18 protein-coding genes are annotated in these 17,622 nt (G+C 53.1%); 15 read left to right on the top strand and 3 right to left on the bottom strand.

Features of this window, described 5'->3' with window-relative positions:
- Positions 1-38: 38 nt before the first annotated feature.
- Positions 39-974, top strand: coding sequence for a pyrimidine-specific ribonucleoside hydrolase RihA (rihA, locus tag JSN25_RS11885; RefSeq protein ID WP_160955896.1), 936 nt, complete (start codon positions 39-41; stop codon positions 972-974).
- Positions 975-1,070: 96 nt separating this feature from the next.
- Here the strand turns inward: rihA and JSN25_RS11880 are convergent, their stop codons facing one another.
- Positions 1,071-1,553 (bottom strand): zinc ribbon-containing protein, encoded by a 483-nt coding sequence (locus tag JSN25_RS11880; protein ID WP_006685521.1) that lies wholly within the window; start codon positions 1,551-1,553, stop codon positions 1,071-1,073.
- A gap of 235 nt (positions 1,554-1,788) precedes the next feature.
- Between JSN25_RS11880 and leuS the strand changes: the two genes are divergently transcribed.
- The 4 genes from leuS to nadD are packed head-to-tail and all read left to right on the top strand — an operon-like array spanning position 1,789 to position 6,653.
- Positions 1,789-4,371, top strand: coding sequence for a leucine--tRNA ligase (gene leuS, locus JSN25_RS11875; protein ID WP_204524956.1), 2,583 nt, complete (start codon positions 1,789-1,791; stop codon positions 4,369-4,371).
- 14 nt (positions 4,372-4,385) lie between these two features.
- Complete coding sequence (gene lptE / locus JSN25_RS11870; RefSeq protein ID WP_199966175.1) at positions 4,386-4,979, top strand: LPS assembly lipoprotein LptE; 594 nt, start codon at positions 4,386-4,388, stop codon at positions 4,977-4,979.
- Positions 4,979-6,010 carry a DNA polymerase III subunit delta gene (gene holA / locus JSN25_RS11865; RefSeq protein WP_069323158.1) on the top strand — a complete coding sequence of 344 codons (1,032 nt, stop codon included), beginning with the start codon at positions 4,979-4,981 and terminating at the stop codon, positions 6,008-6,010. Before lptE ends, holA begins: the two co-directional genes overlap by 1 nt.
- A gap of 1 nt (position 6,011) precedes the next feature.
- A complete protein-coding gene (nadD, locus tag JSN25_RS11860) occupies positions 6,012-6,653 on the top strand; it encodes a nicotinate-nucleotide adenylyltransferase (protein ID WP_087857163.1) in 642 nt (213 codons plus the stop codon).
- On the opposite strand, the gene cobD is transcribed toward nadD, so the two are convergent.
- Positions 6,628-7,722: a threonine-phosphate decarboxylase CobD gene (gene cobD / locus JSN25_RS11855; protein WP_137346987.1), complete on the bottom strand. Its 1,095-nt coding sequence runs from the start codon at positions 7,720-7,722 to the stop codon at positions 6,628-6,630. The genes nadD and cobD overlap by 26 nt on opposite strands.
- A gap of 96 nt (positions 7,723-7,818) precedes the next feature.
- Between cobD and JSN25_RS11850 the strand changes: the two genes are divergently transcribed.
- The 10 genes from JSN25_RS11850 (at position 7,819) to lipA (ending at position 17,276) form a co-directional block, all read left to right on the top strand.
- Complete coding sequence (locus tag JSN25_RS11850) at positions 7,819-8,430, top strand: adenosylcobalamin/alpha-ribazole phosphatase (protein ID WP_204524955.1); 612 nt, start codon at positions 7,819-7,821, stop codon at positions 8,428-8,430.
- Between the two features lie 254 nt (positions 8,431-8,684).
- A complete protein-coding gene (rsfS, locus tag JSN25_RS11845; protein WP_003022728.1) occupies positions 8,685-9,002 on the top strand; it encodes a ribosome silencing factor in 318 nt (105 codons plus the stop codon).
- 3 nt (positions 9,003-9,005) lie between these two features.
- Positions 9,006-9,473, top strand: coding sequence for a 23S rRNA (pseudouridine(1915)-N(3))-methyltransferase RlmH (gene rlmH, locus JSN25_RS11840; protein ID WP_003022725.1), 468 nt, complete (start codon positions 9,006-9,008; stop codon positions 9,471-9,473).
- A gap of 30 nt (positions 9,474-9,503) precedes the next feature.
- Entirely contained in the window at positions 9,504-11,405 is a 1,902-nt protein-coding gene (gene mrdA, locus JSN25_RS11835; protein ID WP_006685528.1) for a peptidoglycan DD-transpeptidase MrdA, read from the top strand.
- Between the two features lie 2 nt (positions 11,406-11,407).
- The gene (gene mrdB / locus JSN25_RS11830; protein ID WP_006685529.1) at positions 11,408-12,520 is read left to right on the top strand and encodes a peptidoglycan glycosyltransferase MrdB; all 1,113 of its coding nucleotides are present in this window, start codon (positions 11,408-11,410) and stop codon (positions 12,518-12,520) included.
- Positions 12,521-12,530: 10 nt separating this feature from the next.
- Complete coding sequence (gene rlpA / locus JSN25_RS11825; RefSeq protein WP_121528756.1) at positions 12,531-13,625, top strand: endolytic peptidoglycan transglycosylase RlpA; 1,095 nt, start codon at positions 12,531-12,533, stop codon at positions 13,623-13,625.
- Positions 13,626-13,767: 142 nt separating this feature from the next.
- The gene (dacA, locus tag JSN25_RS11820) at positions 13,768-14,979 is read left to right on the top strand and encodes a D-alanyl-D-alanine carboxypeptidase DacA (protein ID WP_038638745.1); all 1,212 of its coding nucleotides are present in this window, start codon (positions 13,768-13,770) and stop codon (positions 14,977-14,979) included.
- A 106-nt stretch (positions 14,980-15,085) separates the two neighbouring features.
- Complete coding sequence (gene ybeD / locus JSN25_RS11815) at positions 15,086-15,349, top strand: DUF493 family protein YbeD (protein WP_003022706.1); 264 nt, start codon at positions 15,086-15,088, stop codon at positions 15,347-15,349.
- Between the two features lie 113 nt (positions 15,350-15,462).
- Positions 15,463-16,104 carry a lipoyl(octanoyl) transferase LipB gene (gene lipB / locus JSN25_RS11810; RefSeq protein ID WP_038638740.1) on the top strand — a complete coding sequence of 214 codons (642 nt, stop codon included), beginning with the start codon at positions 15,463-15,465 and terminating at the stop codon, positions 16,102-16,104.
- A 206-nt stretch (positions 16,105-16,310) separates the two neighbouring features.
- Positions 16,311-17,276, top strand: coding sequence for a lipoyl synthase (gene lipA / locus JSN25_RS11805; RefSeq protein ID WP_003022702.1), 966 nt, complete (start codon positions 16,311-16,313; stop codon positions 17,274-17,276).
- A 97-nt stretch (positions 17,277-17,373) separates the two neighbouring features.
- On the opposite strand, the gene tatE is transcribed toward lipA, so the two are convergent.
- Positions 17,374-17,577 (bottom strand): twin-arginine translocase subunit TatE, encoded by a 204-nt coding sequence (gene tatE, locus JSN25_RS11800; protein WP_038638735.1) that lies wholly within the window; start codon positions 17,575-17,577, stop codon positions 17,374-17,376.
- Positions 17,578-17,622 lie beyond the last annotated feature (45 nt).

Here is a 17,622-nt window from a genome sequence, read left to right as displayed (position 1 = left end):
TTAACCTTGTCACAAAGTCCCACTTACAAGGAGCAACAATGGCACTTCCTATCCTGTTTGATTGCGATCCAGGTCATGACGACGCTATCGCAATTGTTCTCGCCCTCGCCTCACCTGAACTGGATGTGAAAGCAATCACCTCTTCTGCCGGCAACCAGACGCCCGACAAAACGCTGCGTAACGTATTACGCATGTTAACGTTACTCAACCGTACGGATATCCCTGTAGCCGGCGGAGCCGTAAAACCGCTGATGCGCGATCTGATTATTGCCGATAACGTCCACGGTGAGAGTGGTCTGGATGGTCCGGCATTGCCGGAACCCGCTTTCGCTCCTCTGGACTGTACCGCCGTGGAACTGATGGCGAGAACCCTGCGCGAAAGCCCGGAACCGGTCACGATTGTCTCCACCGGGCCGCAAACTAACGTGGCATTGCTTCTGAACAGCCATCCTGAGCTGCACGCAAAAATCGCCCGTATCGTGATTATGGGCGGTGCGATGGGCCTCGGGAACTGGACGCCCGCGGCGGAATTCAATATCTATGTCGATCCTGAAGCCGCTGAGATCGTATTCCAGTCGGGTATCCCTGTGGTGATGGCAGGTCTGGACGTCACGCATAAAGCGCAAATACATCGTGAAGATACCGAGCGATTCCGCGCTATCGGCAACCCTGTTTCGACGATCGTGGCTGAACTACTCGACTTTTTCTTTGAATATCATAAAGACGAAAAATGGGGATTCATCGGCGCGCCGCTGCACGACCCGTGTACCATTGCCTGGCTGCTGAAACCTGAACTGTTTACTACCGTTGAGCGTTGGGTTGGCGTGGAAACGCAGGGCAAATATACCCAGGGGATGACGGTGGTGGACTACTATTTCCTGAGCGGCAATAAACCTAACGCAACCGTGATGGTGGACGTTGATCGCCAGGGGTTTGTCGATTTGCTGGCAGAACGGCTGAAGTTTTACGCCTAATACACGCCGGATGGCGCTAACGCTTATCCGGCCTACAAAATCGTGCAGTTTGTAGGCCGGATAAGACGCTTCGCGTCGCCATCCGGCAATAAGCGATCACGGCTCAAACGGTCTACGCTGAAACTGGTCATGGCCGCATTTCGGGCACAGCGGCAGTACATCCGGGGTGTATACCGCTAAATGGAAGTGGCACTTCTCGCAGACCAGATTGCCCAGGCCGACCACCTCGCCGCTGTGATAAACCCCATGATGGCTAAGATCCTGGAACACTTCGCGCCATTCGAGCTGCGTTTTATCAGTAATATCGGCCAGTTCCTGCCAGATGCTCTCTTTGATAACCCGCATAAAGACGCTATCAGTCTCTTCATCGAGACTCTCTTCATAACTCAACGCAAACTCTTCCAGGTCGCGTCTGACGGCCCGGGTGACCTCTTCCACCTCGGTTCGCGTTAACTCCCCGGTCTGCATAACTCGCTGACGCGCCTGCTCCACCAGCGCATCAATATCGCGTTCGCCGTTACGCAGGCGTTCGCTCAGTGAAGCCACCAGTTCACGGTAATATTGAGCAACCTTGTTCATCACTTCACCTCCTGGGTCGTTAACTGTCTATAATAATAGACGTTATTTACGCTACGCTTTGCAAGACTGTCCACAGAGTGTGTAAATTCGTGCAAGAATTATCCTTGCGGGAATTCAACGCTGAATGCGCGAAAGGCTGTTTTGGCGCGGGCGTTTGGGCTATGCTATGCGGATCTGAAACACCACATCTAGAGCTACGTTTGTAGCTGTATTGAAAACAGGACCACTGGCTGCCATGCAAGAGCAATACCGCCCGGAAGAGATAGAATCCAAAGTACAGCTTCACTGGGATGAGAAGCGCACATTTGAAGTGACCGAAGACGAGAGCAAAGAGAAGTATTACTGCCTGTCTATGCTTCCCTATCCTTCTGGTCGACTACACATGGGCCACGTACGTAACTACACCATCGGTGACGTGATCGCCCGCTACCAGCGAATGCTGGGCAAAAACGTACTGCAGCCCATTGGCTGGGATGCGTTCGGTCTGCCTGCGGAAGGCGCTGCGGTTAAAAACAACACCGCTCCGGCACCGTGGACGTACGACAACATCGCCTACATGAAAAACCAGCTCAAAATGCTGGGCTTTGGTTATGACTGGAGCCGCGAGCTGGCGACCTGCACCCCGGAATACTACCGTTGGGAACAGAAGTTCTTCACCGAGCTGTATAAAAAAGGCCTGGTATATAAGAAAACCTCTGCAGTCAACTGGTGCCCGAACGATCAGACCGTTCTTGCCAACGAGCAGGTTATCGACGGCTGCTGCTGGCGTTGCGATACCAAAGTTGAGCGTAAAGAAATCCCGCAGTGGTTCATTAAAATCACCGCTTACGCTGACGAACTGCTGCGCGATCTGGATAACCTGGATCACTGGCCGGACACCGTTAAGACTATGCAGCGCAACTGGATCGGTCGTTCTGAAGGTGTGGAAATCACCTTCGACGTGAACGGTTACGACAACACGCTGACCGTCTATACCACCCGTCCGGACACCTTTATGGGTGCGACCTACCTGGCCGTTGCCGCAGGTCATCCGCTGGCGCAGAAAGCCGCCGCGAACATCCCTGAACTGGCCGCCTTCATTGACGAATGCCGCAACACCAAGGTTGCTGAAGCCGAAATGGCGACCATGGAGAAGAAAGGCGTCGACACTGGCTTTAAAGCCGTTCACCCGCTGACTGGCGAAGAGATCCCGGTTTGGGCGGCAAACTTTGTCCTGATGGAATACGGCACTGGCGCAGTGATGGCCGTTCCGGGTCACGATCAGCGCGACTACGAATTTGCCACCAAATATGGCCTGACCATCAAGCCGGTCATTCTGACCGCCGAAGGCGCAGAGCCGGATCTGTCGGAACAAGCTCTGACCGAAAAAGGCGTGCTGTTTAACTCCGGTGAGTTCGATGGCCTCGACTTCGAAGCTGCCTTCAACGCCATTGCTGACAAGCTGGTCGCAAAAGGCGTGGGTGAGCGTAAAGTTAACTATCGTCTGCGCGACTGGGGCGTTTCCCGTCAGCGTTACTGGGGCGCGCCGATTCCGATGGTGACGCTGGAAGACGGTACCGTGCTGCCGACACCAGAAGATCAACTGCCGGTTATTCTGCCGGAAGACGTGGTCATGGACGGCATCACCAGTCCGATCAAAGCCGATCCTGAGTGGGCGAAAACCACCATTAACGGCATGCCTGCGCTGCGTGAGACCGACACCTTCGATACCTTTATGGAGTCCTCCTGGTACTACGCGCGTTATACCTGCCCGCAGTACAACGAAGGCATGCTGGATCCAGAGGCCGCTAACTACTGGCTGCCAGTTGATATCTACATTGGCGGAATCGAACACGCCATCATGCACCTGCTCTACTTCCGCTTCTTCCATAAGCTGATGCGCGACGCGGGCATGGTCAACTCTGACGAACCGGCTAAACAACTGTTGTGTCAGGGCATGGTGCTGGCAGATGCGTTCTATTACGTCGGCGCTAACGGCGAGCGTAACTGGGTTTCTCCGGTTGATGCCATCGTTGAACGCGACGAAAAAGGTCGTATCGTGAAGGCGAAGGACGCCGAAGGTCATGAACTGGTGTATACCGGCATGAGCAAGATGTCCAAGTCCAAAAACAACGGCATCGACCCGCAGGTGATGGTTGAACGTTACGGCGCGGACACCGTGCGTCTGTTTATGATGTTCGCCTCTCCGGCTGACATGACCCTGGAATGGCAGGAATCCGGCGTTGAAGGGGCTAACCGCTTCCTGAAACGTGTCTGGAAACTGGTTTACGAGCATACTTCTAAAGGTGATGTTGCTGCCCTGAACGTTGCTGCTCTGAGCGAAGATCAAAAAGCGCTGCGTCGCGACGTACACAAAACTATCGCTAAAGTCACCGATGATATCGGTCGTCGTCAGACCTTTAACACCGCAATTGCGGCGATTATGGAACTGATGAACAAGCTGGCGAAAGCGCCGCAGGAAGACGAGCAGGACCGCGCCCTGATGCAGGAAGCGTTGCTGGCCGTTGTGCGTATGCTTAACCCGTTCACCCCACACGTTTGCTTCACCCTGTGGCAGGCGCTGAAAGGCGAAGGTGATATCGATAACGCACCGTGGCCAGTAGCTGACGAAAGCGCTATGGTTGAAGACTCAACGCTGGTTGTCGTTCAGGTTAACGGTAAAGTACGTGGCAAAATCACCGTTCCGGTAAACGCCACCGAAGAACAGGTTCGTGAACGTGCTGGCCAGGAACACCTGGTGGCAAAATATCTTGATGGCGTTACCGTGCGTAAAGTGATTTACGTACCGGGTAAACTCCTCAATCTGGTCGTTGGCTAAGCGCGGGAGGAAGCGTGCGACTTCTGACAACATTGTTGTTATCTCTGGCGGTGCTGGTCACCGCCGGGTGTGGTTGGCATCTGCGTAGTACTACGCAGGTTCCACCCTCAATGAAAACCATGATCCTGAACTCTGGCGATCCGAATGGTCCATTAAGCCGCGCTGTGCGTAATCAGCTGCGTCTGAACGGCGTTACGCTGCTTGAAGACGGTACCATGCGCAAAGATGTGACGTCCTTACGCCTTGGCGCGGTCAGCATTTCGCAGGATACGGCGTCGGTATTCCAGAATGGTCAAACGGCTGAATACCAGATGGTGATGTCCGTAAGCGCTACCGTACTGATTCCGGGACATGATATTTACCCCATCAGCGCCAAAGTTTATCGTTCGTTCTTTGACAACCCACAGGCTGCACTGGCGAAGGATAACGAGCAGGACATGATCATCAAAGAGATGTACGACAAAGCGGCAGAACAGTTGATTCGTAAGCTGCCAAGTGTACATTTGGCCGATACTCAGTCATCCAGTGTGGATGCTGAGCCAGCAGCGACGAAACCTGCAGCGTCTGCGTCATCTCCGGCGCGTGTTTCCACCACGCTGGGTAACTGATGCTCAAGCTGTACCCTGAACAACTCCGCGCACAGCTCAATGAAGGGCTGCGCGCGGCGTATTTACTACTGGGCAACGATCCCCTTTTATTGCAGGAAAGCCAGGATGCCATCCGTCTGGCTGCCGCAACGCAAGGATTCGAAGAACACCACGCTTTTACTCTGGACACCAGCACCGACTGGGGAGAAATATTTTCACTCTGCCAGGCGATGAGCCTGTTTGCCAGCCGTCAAACGCTACTCCTGCAGTTGCCTGAAAATGGCCCCAATGCCGCCATTAACGAACAACTCGCTTCGCTCATCACTCTGCTTCATGACGATCTGCTGCTGATTGTTCGCGGCAACAAACTGACTAAGGCGCAGGAAAACGGCGCATGGTATACCGGGTTGGCGAATAACGCGGTTCAGGTTAGCTGCCAGACGCCGGAACAAGCACAGCTCCCACGCTGGGTTGCCGCGAGAGCGAAACTTAACAACCTGCAACTGGATGACGCAGCCAATCAGCTATTATGCTATTGCTATGAAGGTAACCTGTTAGCACTGGCGCAAGCCCTTGAGCGGTTAGCGTTGCTGTGGCCTGATGGCAAACTCACGCTGCCTCGCGTAGAGAAAGCCGTTAACGATGCCGCGCACTTTACCCCATTCCACTGGGTGGATGCGCTGCTGATGGGCAAAAGCAAGCGCGCGCTGCACATCCTGCAACAGTTACGCCTTGAGGGCAGCGAGCCGGTTATTTTACTGCGTACGATACAGCGCGAATTGCTGTTGCTGGTCAACCTGAAACGGCAGTCGGCCCATACGCCCTTACGCACGTTGTTTGATAAACATCGTGTGTGGCAAAATCGCCGTGGCATGATGGGAGACGCGCTTAACCGGCTAAATCCGGCACAGCTGCGTCAGGCCGTGACGCTGTTAACGCGTACGGAAATTACGCTTAAACAAGACTATGGTCAGTCAGTGTGGGCGGAACTTGAGGGACTTTCCCTTTTGCTCTGCCATAAATCGCTGGCCGATGTTTTTATTGATGGTTGATATGAAATCATTGCAGGCTCTGTTCGGCGGCACCTTTGATCCGGTGCATTATGGTCATCTTAAACCGGTTGAAATTCTGGCTAATCTGATTGGCCTTTCCCGGGTCATCATCATGCCCAATAACGTGCCGCCACATCGCGCGCAACCCGAAGCGTCCGGCGAACAACGTAAGCGCATGGTTGAACTGGCCATTGCTGATAAGCCGCTGTTTTCTCTGGATGAACGCGAACTCAAACGCGATACCGCCTCCTACACCGCGCAAACGCTACAAGAGTGGCGTGAAGAGCAAGGTCCGGACGTGCCGTTAGCGTTTATTATTGGTCAGGACTCGCTGCTAACCTTTCCGTCCTGGCATGACTACGACACGATTTTGGGTAACACGCATCTTATTGTGTGCCGACGCCCGGGCTACCCACTCGAGATGGCGCAGGAAAAGCACCAGCAGTGGCTGGAGGATCATCTGACCCATTCGCCGGAAGACCTGCACAACCTGCCCTGCGGGAAAATTTACCTGGCCGAAACGCCGTGGTTTAACATCTCCGCCACGCTGATCCGCGAGCGCCTGGAAAAAGGGGAGCCGTGCGACGACTTACTGCCGGGCGCTGTGCTTGACTATATCAATCAACAAGGGTTGTACCGCTAAGCGCCTTGCGTAATGCCGCCAGCAGTCGGTTATTCTCTTCCATGCTGCGAACGGCTACGCGATAATAGCGCGTATCCAGCCCCGGATAGTTAGCGCAACTGCGGATCAAAACATGTTGTTCGAGCATGGCGCGTTGCAGATCAACATCCGTCAGATCGCAGCGTAATAAACGATAATTTGCCCGGCCGGGATACACCGTCAGGCCGGACAGTTCTTGCAACTGTAGATCAAACCGCGCGCCCTCTTGCTCCAGCCATTTCCACGTCGCCTGCTGATAGGCGCTATCGCGTAAAATAATCTCGCCTGCAAGGGCAGCAAACGCATTAATTGACCACGGCATTTGTTGGCTACGCATCTGTGCAACGGCGTGCTGGTTACTGTTGACCAGATACCCCAAACGCAATCCCGGTATCGCATAGAATTTAGTCAACGAGCGCAGCACCCAAATATGTGGATTCCCGTGCAGCAGCGGGATAAATCCCGGCTCACCGGCAATAAAATCAATAAACGCTTCATCAAGGATCAGATTGATCCCAAGCCGCTCACAACGGGTGGCAATCTCACGTAGCAGGTGGTTATCTGGCAGTAAACCGGTAGGATTGTTAGGCGTACAGAGAAACAGGCAGTCCAGCTCAGAGGTTAACTCATCAAGAATCGCCTCGGTAAGTTGCCAGCCATCCTCTTCACGCAGCGCAAATTCATGAATCGCACACTCCCCCCATTGCAACGCCCGACGATATTCCGCAAATCCGGGCGTAACGATCATCGCATGACGTGGCTTAAGGCCATGCACCAGGGTAAAAATAGACTCGGTCTCACCGTTTCCGGCCAGGATCCACGAGGCCGGGATCTGATGATGATCCGCCAGCGCCGCATGCAATTGAGCGTAATCGACATCCGGGTAACGCTCCGCGCAGTCCAGATTGTCGATAATCGCGCGTTTTAAACTTGCCGGCATACCCAACGGGTTAATATTCGCGCTAAAATCCAGCAATTGTTCAGGCGAGATACCCAACAATTCGGCGGCTTCTCGGGTATTACCACCATGCGCGCTCTTCAATAAAGACATCGTGCCGCTCCACATAAAAAAGGGTATTTTAGTGAAAAAACTCTGCGCAATCAGGGCAAACATCATATTTTGTGCGAATAGCTTCACGAGGAAAACATGAGACTCTGGTTAGTACGGCATGGCGAAACCGACGCCAATGTCGCCGGATTATACAGCGGCCACGCCCCCACCTCGCTAACGGAGCGAGGGATCGCACAGGCGCAAACAGTGGGCAAGCTGTTACGCAATCTTCCTGTCGACAATGTTCTTTGCAGCGAACTCGAACGCGCCCGCCATACAACCCGGTTGATCTTAGGCGATCGCGACCTCCCTGTGCGCATTATGCCTGAACTGAATGAGATGTTTTTTGGTGACTGGGAAATGCGCCACCATCTCGATTTAGCGCGCGAAGACGCTGAAAATTACGCCTTATGGTGTAACGACTGGCAGAACGCAACGCCAACGAATGGCGAAGGCTTTCAGGCATTTTCTCAGCGGGTTGAACGCTTCATTGCCCAACTTGCCGATTATAAAGCGTGTCAAAACCTGCTGGTGGTGAGTCATCAGGGCGTGCTGAGCGTGTTGATCGCCCGCATGCTGTCCATGCCGGCTGCGGCAATGTGGCATTTCCGCGTCGAACAAGGCTGCTGGAGCGCAATAGATTTATGTGACGATTTCGCGGTTCTGAAAGTGCTTAACAGCCGGGCCGCATGGGACGACGGGGAGTGAATGCGCGGTTTTTTCTGCCGAAGGGCCTCTCTCCCATTGACACCCCCTGACAGGCTGTTATCCTCCGCAACCTGACTTTTCCCGCCCTTCAGAGCTTTGCAGAAATTGTTTTACAAAAATGGCGATGCATTCTGTGGCGTGGGGTGGGATGATAGCGCACTTCAAAAGCGCTTTCGGAGACATTTGTCCCGATATCGCCTCTGGTTCAGGTATACTAACAGACGTTTTTAACTCTTTTCACCCAGGGGGAACACTTGCAGGGTAAAGCACTCCAGGATTTTGTAATCGACAAAATTGATGACCTGAAAGGTCAAGACATCATCGCCTTAGACGTTCAGGGTAAATCCAGTATCACTGATTGCATGATTATCTGCACCGGTACATCCAGCCGTCACGTTATGTCTATCGCAGATCACGTTGTTCAGGAGTCCCGCACTGCCGGCCTGCTGCCGCTCGGCGTGGAAGGCGAGAACGTCGCTGACTGGATCGTCGTTGACCTCGGCGATGTGATTGTCCACGTGATGCAGGAAGAAAGCCGTCGCCTGTATGAACTGGAAAAACTCTGGAGTTAATGCGTGAAGCTGCAACTTGTCGCTGTGGGTACGAAAATGCCTGACTGGGTACAAACCGGATTTACCGAATATCTGCGTCGGTTTCCGAAAGATATGCCCTTTGAGCTGATCGAAATCCCGGCAGGAAAACGCGGCAAGAACGCGGACATTAAACGCATTCTCGACAAAGAGGGTGAGCAGATGCTGGCCGCCGCAGGCAAAAACCGCATCGTCACCCTTGATATTCCGGGCAAACCCTGGGACACGCCGCAACTGGCGACCGAACTGGAGCGCTGGAAACTGGACGGTCGTGACGTCAGTCTGCTGATCGGCGGGCCGGAAGGTCTTTCTCCCGCCTGTAAAGCCGCGGCGGAACAAAGCTGGTCACTCTCTGCATTAACCCTACCTCACCCTCTTGTTCGGGTTCTGGTCGCAGAGAGTCTGTACAGGGCGTGGAGCATTACCACCAACCATCCTTATCACCGTGAGTGATCATTGATTCTTGAGTAGATTAAGCAGCGGATGAAACTACAGAATTCTTTTCGCGACTATTCGGCTGAGTCCGCGCTGTTTGTGCGCCGGGCGCTGGTCGCTTTTTTGGGGATTTTGCTGCTGACCGGCGTGCTGATCGCCAACCTGTATAATCTGCAAATCGTTCGCTTTACTGATTATCAGACCCGTTCGAACGAAAACCGCATTAAACTGGTACCCATTCCTCCCAGTCGCGGCATTATTTATGACCGCAACGGAATTCCGCTTGCCCTTAACCGCACCATTTATCAGATTGAAATGATGCCGGAGAAGGTAGACAACATTCAGGATACGCTCGACGCGCTGCGCAACGTCGTAGACCTGACGGATGACGATATTGCCGCGTTTAAAAAAGAGCGCGCCCGTTCACACCGCTTCACCTCTATTCCGGTAAAAACCAACCTGACGGAAGTTCAGGTCGCACGGTTTGCCGTAAATCAATATCGCTTTCCTGGCGTTGAAGTTAAAGGCTATAAACGCCGCTACTACCCTTACGGTTCCGCCCTGACCCACGTGATTGGCTACGTATCGAAGATCAACGATAAAGACGTGGACCGCCTGGACAAAGACGGCAAACTGGCTAACTACGCTGCGACGCATGATATTGGTAAGCTCGGTATTGAACGTTACTATGAAGACGTACTGCATGGGCAGACCGGCTATGAAGAAGTTGAAGTCAACAACCGCGGTCGTGTCATTCGTCAGTTGAAAGAGGTCGCGCCGCAGGCCGGGCATGATATTTACCTCACGTTGGATTTGAAGCTCCAGCAGTATATTGAAACGCTGCTGGCGGGTAGCCGCGCCGCCGTGGTGGTCACCGACCCGCGTACCGGTGGCGTTCTGGCGCTGGTTTCCATGCCAAGCTACGACCCGAACCTGTTTGTGGATGGCATCTCCAGTAAAGATTACTCCGGGTTGCTCAATGATCCGAATACCCCATTAGTTAACCGCGCCACGCAAGGCGTTTATCCTCCGGCGTCGACGGTTAAGCCTTACGTGGCGGTTTCTGCGTTAAGCGCGGGCGTCATCACCCGCAATACCGGTCTGTTCGATCCGGGCTGGTGGCAGTTACCCGGCTCTGAGAAACGTTACCGCGACTGGAAAAAATGGGGTCACGGCCACCTGAACATTACCCGCTCCCTGGAAGAGTCCGCGGATACGTTTTTCTATCAAATCGCCTATGATATGGGGATAGACCGGCTTTCCGAGTGGATGAGCAAGTTTGGTTATGGCCAATATACGGGTATCGATCTTGCCGAAGAACGTTCCGGGAACATGCCAACCCGTGAATGGAAGCAAAAACGGTTTAAAAAACCATGGTACCAGGGTGATACCATTCCGGTCGGCATCGGTCAGGGTTACTGGACGGCAACCCCTATCCAGATGAGTAAAGCGCTGATGATCCTTATCAACGACGGTTTGGTAAAAGTCCCGCATCTGCTGATGAGCACGGCAGAAAATGGCAAGCAAGTGCCATGGGTTCAGCCGCACGAACCGCCCGTGGGCGATATTCATTCCGGTTACTGGGAAATCGCCAAAGACGGTATGTACGGTGTCGCTAACCGCCCTAACGGGACTGCACATAAATATTTCGCTGGCGCGCCTTACAAAATTGCGGCGAAATCCGGTACCGCACAGGTCTTTGGCCTGAAAGCGAATGAAACCTATAACGCGCATAAGATCGCCGAACGTTTACGTGACCACAAGTTAATGACGGCCTTCGCACCCTATGATAAACCCCAGGTCGCTGTCGCCATGATCCTTGAAAACGGCGGCGCGGGTCCGGCTGTGGGGACGATTATGCGCCAGATCCTTGACCACATTATGTTGGGCGACAACAACACCAATCTGCCTGCGGAAAACCCAGCGGTTGCAGCAGCTGAGGACCAATAATCGTGACGGATAATCCGAACAAAAAAACATTTTGGGACAAAATCCACATCGATCCCACAATGTTGCTTATTTTGCTGGCTCTGCTGGTCTACAGCTCGCTGGTCATCTGGAGCGCCAGCGGCCAGGATATTGGCATGATGGAGCGTAAGGTCGGCCAGATCGCGATGGGTCTGGTCATCATGGTGGTGATGGCGCAAATTCCCCCCAGGGTTTATGAAGGTTGGGCGCCCTATCTCTATATCTTCTGTATCATTCTGTTGGTGGCGGTTGACGCCTTCGGCGCTATTTCCAAAGGCGCTCAGCGCTGGCTGGATTTGGGTATCGTGCGCTTTCAGCCTTCTGAAATCGCCAAGATTGCCGTGCCGCTGATGGTCGCGCGCTTCATCAACCGCGACGTCTGCCCGCCATCGCTAAAAAATACCGCGATTGCGCTGGTGCTGATTTTTATGCCCACGCTGCTGGTTGCCGCTCAGCCTGACCTCGGCACCTCAATTCTGGTTGCCCTTTCTGGTCTGTTTGTCCTGTTCCTTTCCGGTTTAAGCTGGCGTTTAATCGGTGTGGCAGTAGTTTTGGTCGCCGCGTTTATTCCGATACTGTGGTTCTTCCTGATGCATGACTACCAGCGTCAGCGCGTCATGATGTTACTTGATCCAGAAACCGATCCGCTGGGCGCGGGCTATCACATTATTCAGTCTAAAATTGCTATTGGTTCCGGCGGATTACGCGGTAAAGGCTGGCTGCACGGTACGCAGTCGCAGCTCGAGTTTTTACCCGAACGCCACACTGACTTTATCTTCGCCGTCTTAGCGGAAGAGCTGGGCCTGGTGGGGATCTTGATTTTGCTGACGCTGTACATTTTGCTGATTATGCGCGGGTTGTGGATCGCTGCTCGCGCACAAACCACCTTTGGTCGCGTCATGGCGGGTGGTTTAATGTTGATATTATTCGTTTATGTCTTCGTAAATATTGGTATGGTGAGCGGTATTCTACCTGTGGTTGGGGTTCCACTCCCATTGGTCAGTTACGGAGGCTCGGCACTGATCGTGCTGATGGCCGGGTTCGGGATTGTTATGTCGATCCACACCCATAGAAAAATGTTGTCGAAAAGCGTGTAAGGGGTACGCAATGCGTAAGCAGTGGCTTGGTATCTGCATCGCAGCAGGAATGCTCGCGGCGTGTTCGAATGATGATGGTCAGCAACAGGTTGCTGTCGCGCCGCAGCCTGCGGTGTGTAATGGTCCGATTGTTGAAATCAGCGGGGCCGATCCGCGCTTTGAACCCCTGAACCCAACGGCGAATCAGGACTACCAGCGTGATGGTAAGAGCTACAAAATAGTCCAGGATCCCTCCCGCTTTAGCCAGGCCGGGCTTGCCGCTATTTATGATGCGGAGCCTGGAAGCAATTTAACCGCGTCTGGTGAAGCGTTTGACCCAATGCAGTTAACCGCTGCGCACCCGACGCTGCCGATCCCAAGCTATGCCAGAATCACCAACCTGGCAAACGGCAGGATGATCGTCGTACGCATTAACGATCGCGGCCCTTATGGCAACGATCGCGTCATTTCACTTTCACGTGCCGCCGCAGATCGACTGAACACGTCTAACAACACCAAAGTGCGTATCGACCCTATCATCGTCGCGCAGGATGGTTCATTATCCGGCCCGGGAATGGCCTGCACAACTGTGGCGAAACAAACCTATGCCCTGCCGGCTCGTCCTGATTTAAGCGGTGGCGGCGCGATGTCTTCCGCACCGGATGCGGGTCAGCCGCAAAACGATATCCGCCCTATCAGTAATTCCACGCTGAAAAGCGAGGATACCAGCGGTGCGCCGGTCAACAGCAGTGGTTTCCTCGGCGCACCGACAACGCTTGCTGCCGGTGTACTTGAAGGCAGCGAACCCACGCCTGCGCCACAGCCTGTAACCGCCGCTCCCGCAGCATCAACTGCCACGGTAACCGCGCCAGCGACCGTTGCCGCGCCAGCTGCTGCGACCAACGGACGCTATGTCGTTCAGGTCGGTGCCGTTAGCGATCAAACCCGTGCGCAGCAGTATCAAAAGCGCTTAAGTCAGCAGTTTGGCGTCCCTGGACGGGTAGTGCAAAACGGCGCGGTATGGCGTATTCAGATGGGGCCATTCGCCAGTAAAACTGAAGCCTCCTCATTGCAGCAGCGTCTTCAATCCGAGGCGCAATTACAGTCCTTCATCACCGGCATGTAATAACGTAAACCGGGTATCTGAATTGTCAATTTCCGTAAATGACATTAACAAAGTCACGCGGAAAGTCAGATGCCTGCCCGTTATGCATTTGCTATAGTAGGGCACTTTTTTTAATTTCATCACGGACGTCGTAGTTCAGACCATGAAGACCACTTTTTCCGCTCGTTTCGTGCAGCGTATGGCGCTCACCGCGGCTCTCTGCGCAGCTACTCTCTCTGCTGCCCATGCCGATGACCTGAATATTAAAACCATGATCCCCGGCGTTCCGCAGATCGATGCGGAGTCGTATATCCTGATTGATTACAACTCAGGTAAAGTTCTGGCAGAACAGAATGCTGACACTCGCCGCGACCCCGCCAGCCTGACCAAGATGATGACCAGCTACGTCATCGGCCAGGCGATGAAAGCCGGGAAGTTCAAAGAAACCGATCTGGTCACCGTCGGCAATGACGCATGGGCTACGGGTAACCCGGTCTTTAAAGGTTCATCGCTGATGTTCCTCAAGCCTGGCATGCAGGTTCCTGTCTCTCAGTTGATCCGTGGTATTAACCTGCAGTCCGGGAACGACGCATGTGTGGCGATGGCTGACTTCGCTGCCGGCAGCCAGGATGCTTTCGTCGGCCTGATGAACAGCTATGTGAACGCGCTGGGTCTGAAAAACACCCACTTCCAGACCGTTCATGGTCTTGATGCTGACGGTCAGTACAGCTCAGCCCGCGATATGGCGATGATTGGTCAGGCGCTGATTCGCGATGTGCCTAATGAATACTCTATCTATAAAGAAAAAGAGTTCACCTTTAACGGCATTCGTCAGTTAAACCGTAACGGTCTGCTGTGGGATAACAGCCTGAATGTCGACGGTATCAAAACCGGTCACACCGATAAAGCTGGCTATAACCTTGTTGCATCCGCAACCGAAGGCCAGATGCGTCTGATCTCCGCCGTAATGGGTGGCCGCACCTATAAAGGTCGCGAAACCGAAAGCAAAAAACTGCTGACCTGGGGCTTCCGTTTCTTCGAAACCGTCAACCCGCTGAAAGTGGGTAAAGAATTTGCCTCAGAACCCGCCTGGTTTGGTAACACCGATCGCGCATCGTTAGGTGTCGATAAGGATGTCTACCTGACTATACCGCGCGGTCGTATGAAAGATCTGAAAGCAAGTTATGTGCTGAACACCACTGAACTGCACGCGCCGCTGCAGAAAAACCAGGTTGTCGGTACCATCAACTTCCAGCTTGATGGCAAAACCATCGAGCAGCGCCCACTGGTCGTGCTGCAGGAAATCCCGGAAGGCAACTTCTTTGGGAAAATCATTGATTACATTAAATTAATGTTCCATCACTGGTTTGGCTAAAAATCGAACACTTGAAAGTGTGATTTACGTCCCCATATACTAGGTATCCAGATAACTCCCACGCGCTGTGGGAGTTATTATTTTTTGATGTAACGCCGGAGCTGACATGAAAACCAAACTTAACGAACTGCTTGAATTCCCTACTCCATTTACTTACAAAGTAATGGGGCAGGCGTTGCCTGAGCTGGTTGATCAGGTGGTTGAAGTGGTACAGCGCCATGCGCCAGGTGATTACTCTCCGACGGTAAAACCGAGCAGCAAAGGCAACTACCACTCGGTCTCTATCACCATCACTGCTACACACATTGAGCAGGTTGAAACACTGTACGAAGAATTAGGCAATATTGATATCGTACGCATGGTGCTGTAAAAACCTGTCGGTTACCCGCTGCATCCCCGCTCGGGTAACCCCTTCCTCCTGTGATATACTTTTCCCCTCTTTAACATTCTCTACTCTGTGTGAGTATCTACGGAGATGCCGTTTTGTATCAGGATAAAATTCTGGTCCGCCAGCTCGGTCTTCAACCTTACGAGCCAGTCTCTCTGGCCATGCACGAATTTACCGATACCCGCGATGAAAACAGTCATGATGAAATCTGGCTGGTAGAGCATTATCCTGTCTTTACCCAGGGTCAGGCCGGTAAAGCCGAGCATGTACTGATGCCGGGAGATATTCCGGTGATTCAGAGCGATCGCGGCGGTCAGGTGACCTACCACGGACCAGGTCAACAGGTCATGTATGTGCTGTTGAACCTGAAACGCCGCAAACTGGGCGTTCGCGAACTGGTTACGCTGCTGGAGCAAACTGTCGTCAATACCCTTGCGGAAATTGGCATCGACGCCCACCCGCGAGCCGATGCGCCAGGCGTTTATGTCGGTGAGAAGAAAATCTGCTCATTAGGGTTACGTATTCGTAAGGGATGTTCATTTCACGGCTTAGCGCTTAACGTGGATATGGACCTGTCGCCTTTCCTGCGCATCAACCCTTGCGGTTATGCCGGAATGGAGATGGCAAAAGTATCGCAATGGGATAGCGCTGCCACGACTGAGAGCATTCGCCCACGCCTGCTGGCCAACATTCTGGCGCTGTTGGGTAACCCACCGCACGAGTACGTTGTGGACTAAAAAGGCTGTCATACTTTGCCACGGCATATGTTGTGGCAAATGGCACAAAACAACAACTATTTTACATTTTGCCAGCCTGTCAGGCTGCTTTCTGGCCCGTTTCAATGATATACTGCGTATCACTAATTCAAAAATAGTTGATAAATGCAACATTCCCTTGAATTGAAACGCTTTCCTTCGTAATTCGCAACTGGAACACGCAAGCTATGAGTAAACCCATTGTGATGGAACGCGGTGTTAAATACCGCGATGCCGATAAGATGGCTCTTATCCCGGTTAAAAATGTGGCAACAGAGCGTGAAGCCCTGCTGCGTAAACCGGAATGGATGAAAATAAAACTGCCAGCGGACTCCACCCGTATCCAGGGCATCAAAGCGGCAATGCGCAAAAACGGCCTGCACTCTGTCTGCGAAGAAGCTTCCTGCCCTAACCTGGCTGAATGTTTCAATCACGGAACCGCAACCTTTATGATCCTCGGCGCAATCTGTACTCGCCGTTGCCCATTCTGTGACGTTGCCCATGGTCGTCCGGTTGCGCCTGATGCTAACGAGCCGTTGAAACTGGCTCAGACCATTGCGGACATGGCGCTGCGCTATGTCGTCATTACCTCCGTTGACCGTGACGATCTGCGTGACGGCGGTGCTCAGCACTTTGCTGACTGCATCACCGCTATCCGCGAGAAAAGCCCATCGATTAAAATCGAAACGCTGGTGCCTGACTTCCGTGGTCGTATGGATCGTGCGTTGGATATCCTCACGGCCACGCCGCCGGACGTATTTAACCACAACCTCGAAAACGTACCGCGTATTTACCGTAACGTACGTCCGGGAGCGGACTACAACTGGTCGCTGAAGCTTCTGGAGCGTTTCAAGGAAGCGCACCCGGAGATCCCGACTAAATCGGGTCTGATGGTAGGTCTGGGTGAAACCAATGCCGAAATTATTGAAGTCATGCGCGATCTGCGCAGCCATGGCGTGACCATGCTAACGCTGGGGCAGTATTTGCAGCCGAGCCGCCATCACCTGCCGGTGCAACGCTATGTCAGCCCGGATGAGTTCGACGAGATGAAAGCCGAAGCCATGGCGATGGGCTTTACCCATGCAGCCTGCGGCCCGTTTGTTCGTTCTTCATACCATGCTGATATGCAGGCCAAAGGGCTGGAAGTGAAGTAATCGTGTAATACTCACTTACATATCAGCAATAAAAAAACCGGCAATTTGCCGGTTTTTTTCATACAGAGCATACAGTATGAGCATCATGCTCCTGATATTACTCTTTATGAGAGAGCTTTTCCGCCTGAACGCTACCATCAGCCTCTTTCCTGGCATCGGTATTATCGTCGTTCATCGCTTTCTTAAAGCCCTTAATTGCCGTTCCCAGGTCTCCACCCAGTGTACGTAACTTCTTGGTACCAAACAGCAGAACGACCAGTGCGGCAACCACCAGCAGTTTGGTAATACTAATCTCACCCATAGATACCTTCTTAACTTAAACCAGGCTACATAATGCGCCATATTA

The sequence above is a fragment of the Citrobacter cronae genome, from assembly GCF_016893685.1.
Classification (GTDB): domain Bacteria; phylum Pseudomonadota; class Gammaproteobacteria; order Enterobacterales; family Enterobacteriaceae; genus Citrobacter; species Citrobacter werkmanii.
This window is presented reverse-complemented; position numbering and strand designations above follow the sequence as displayed.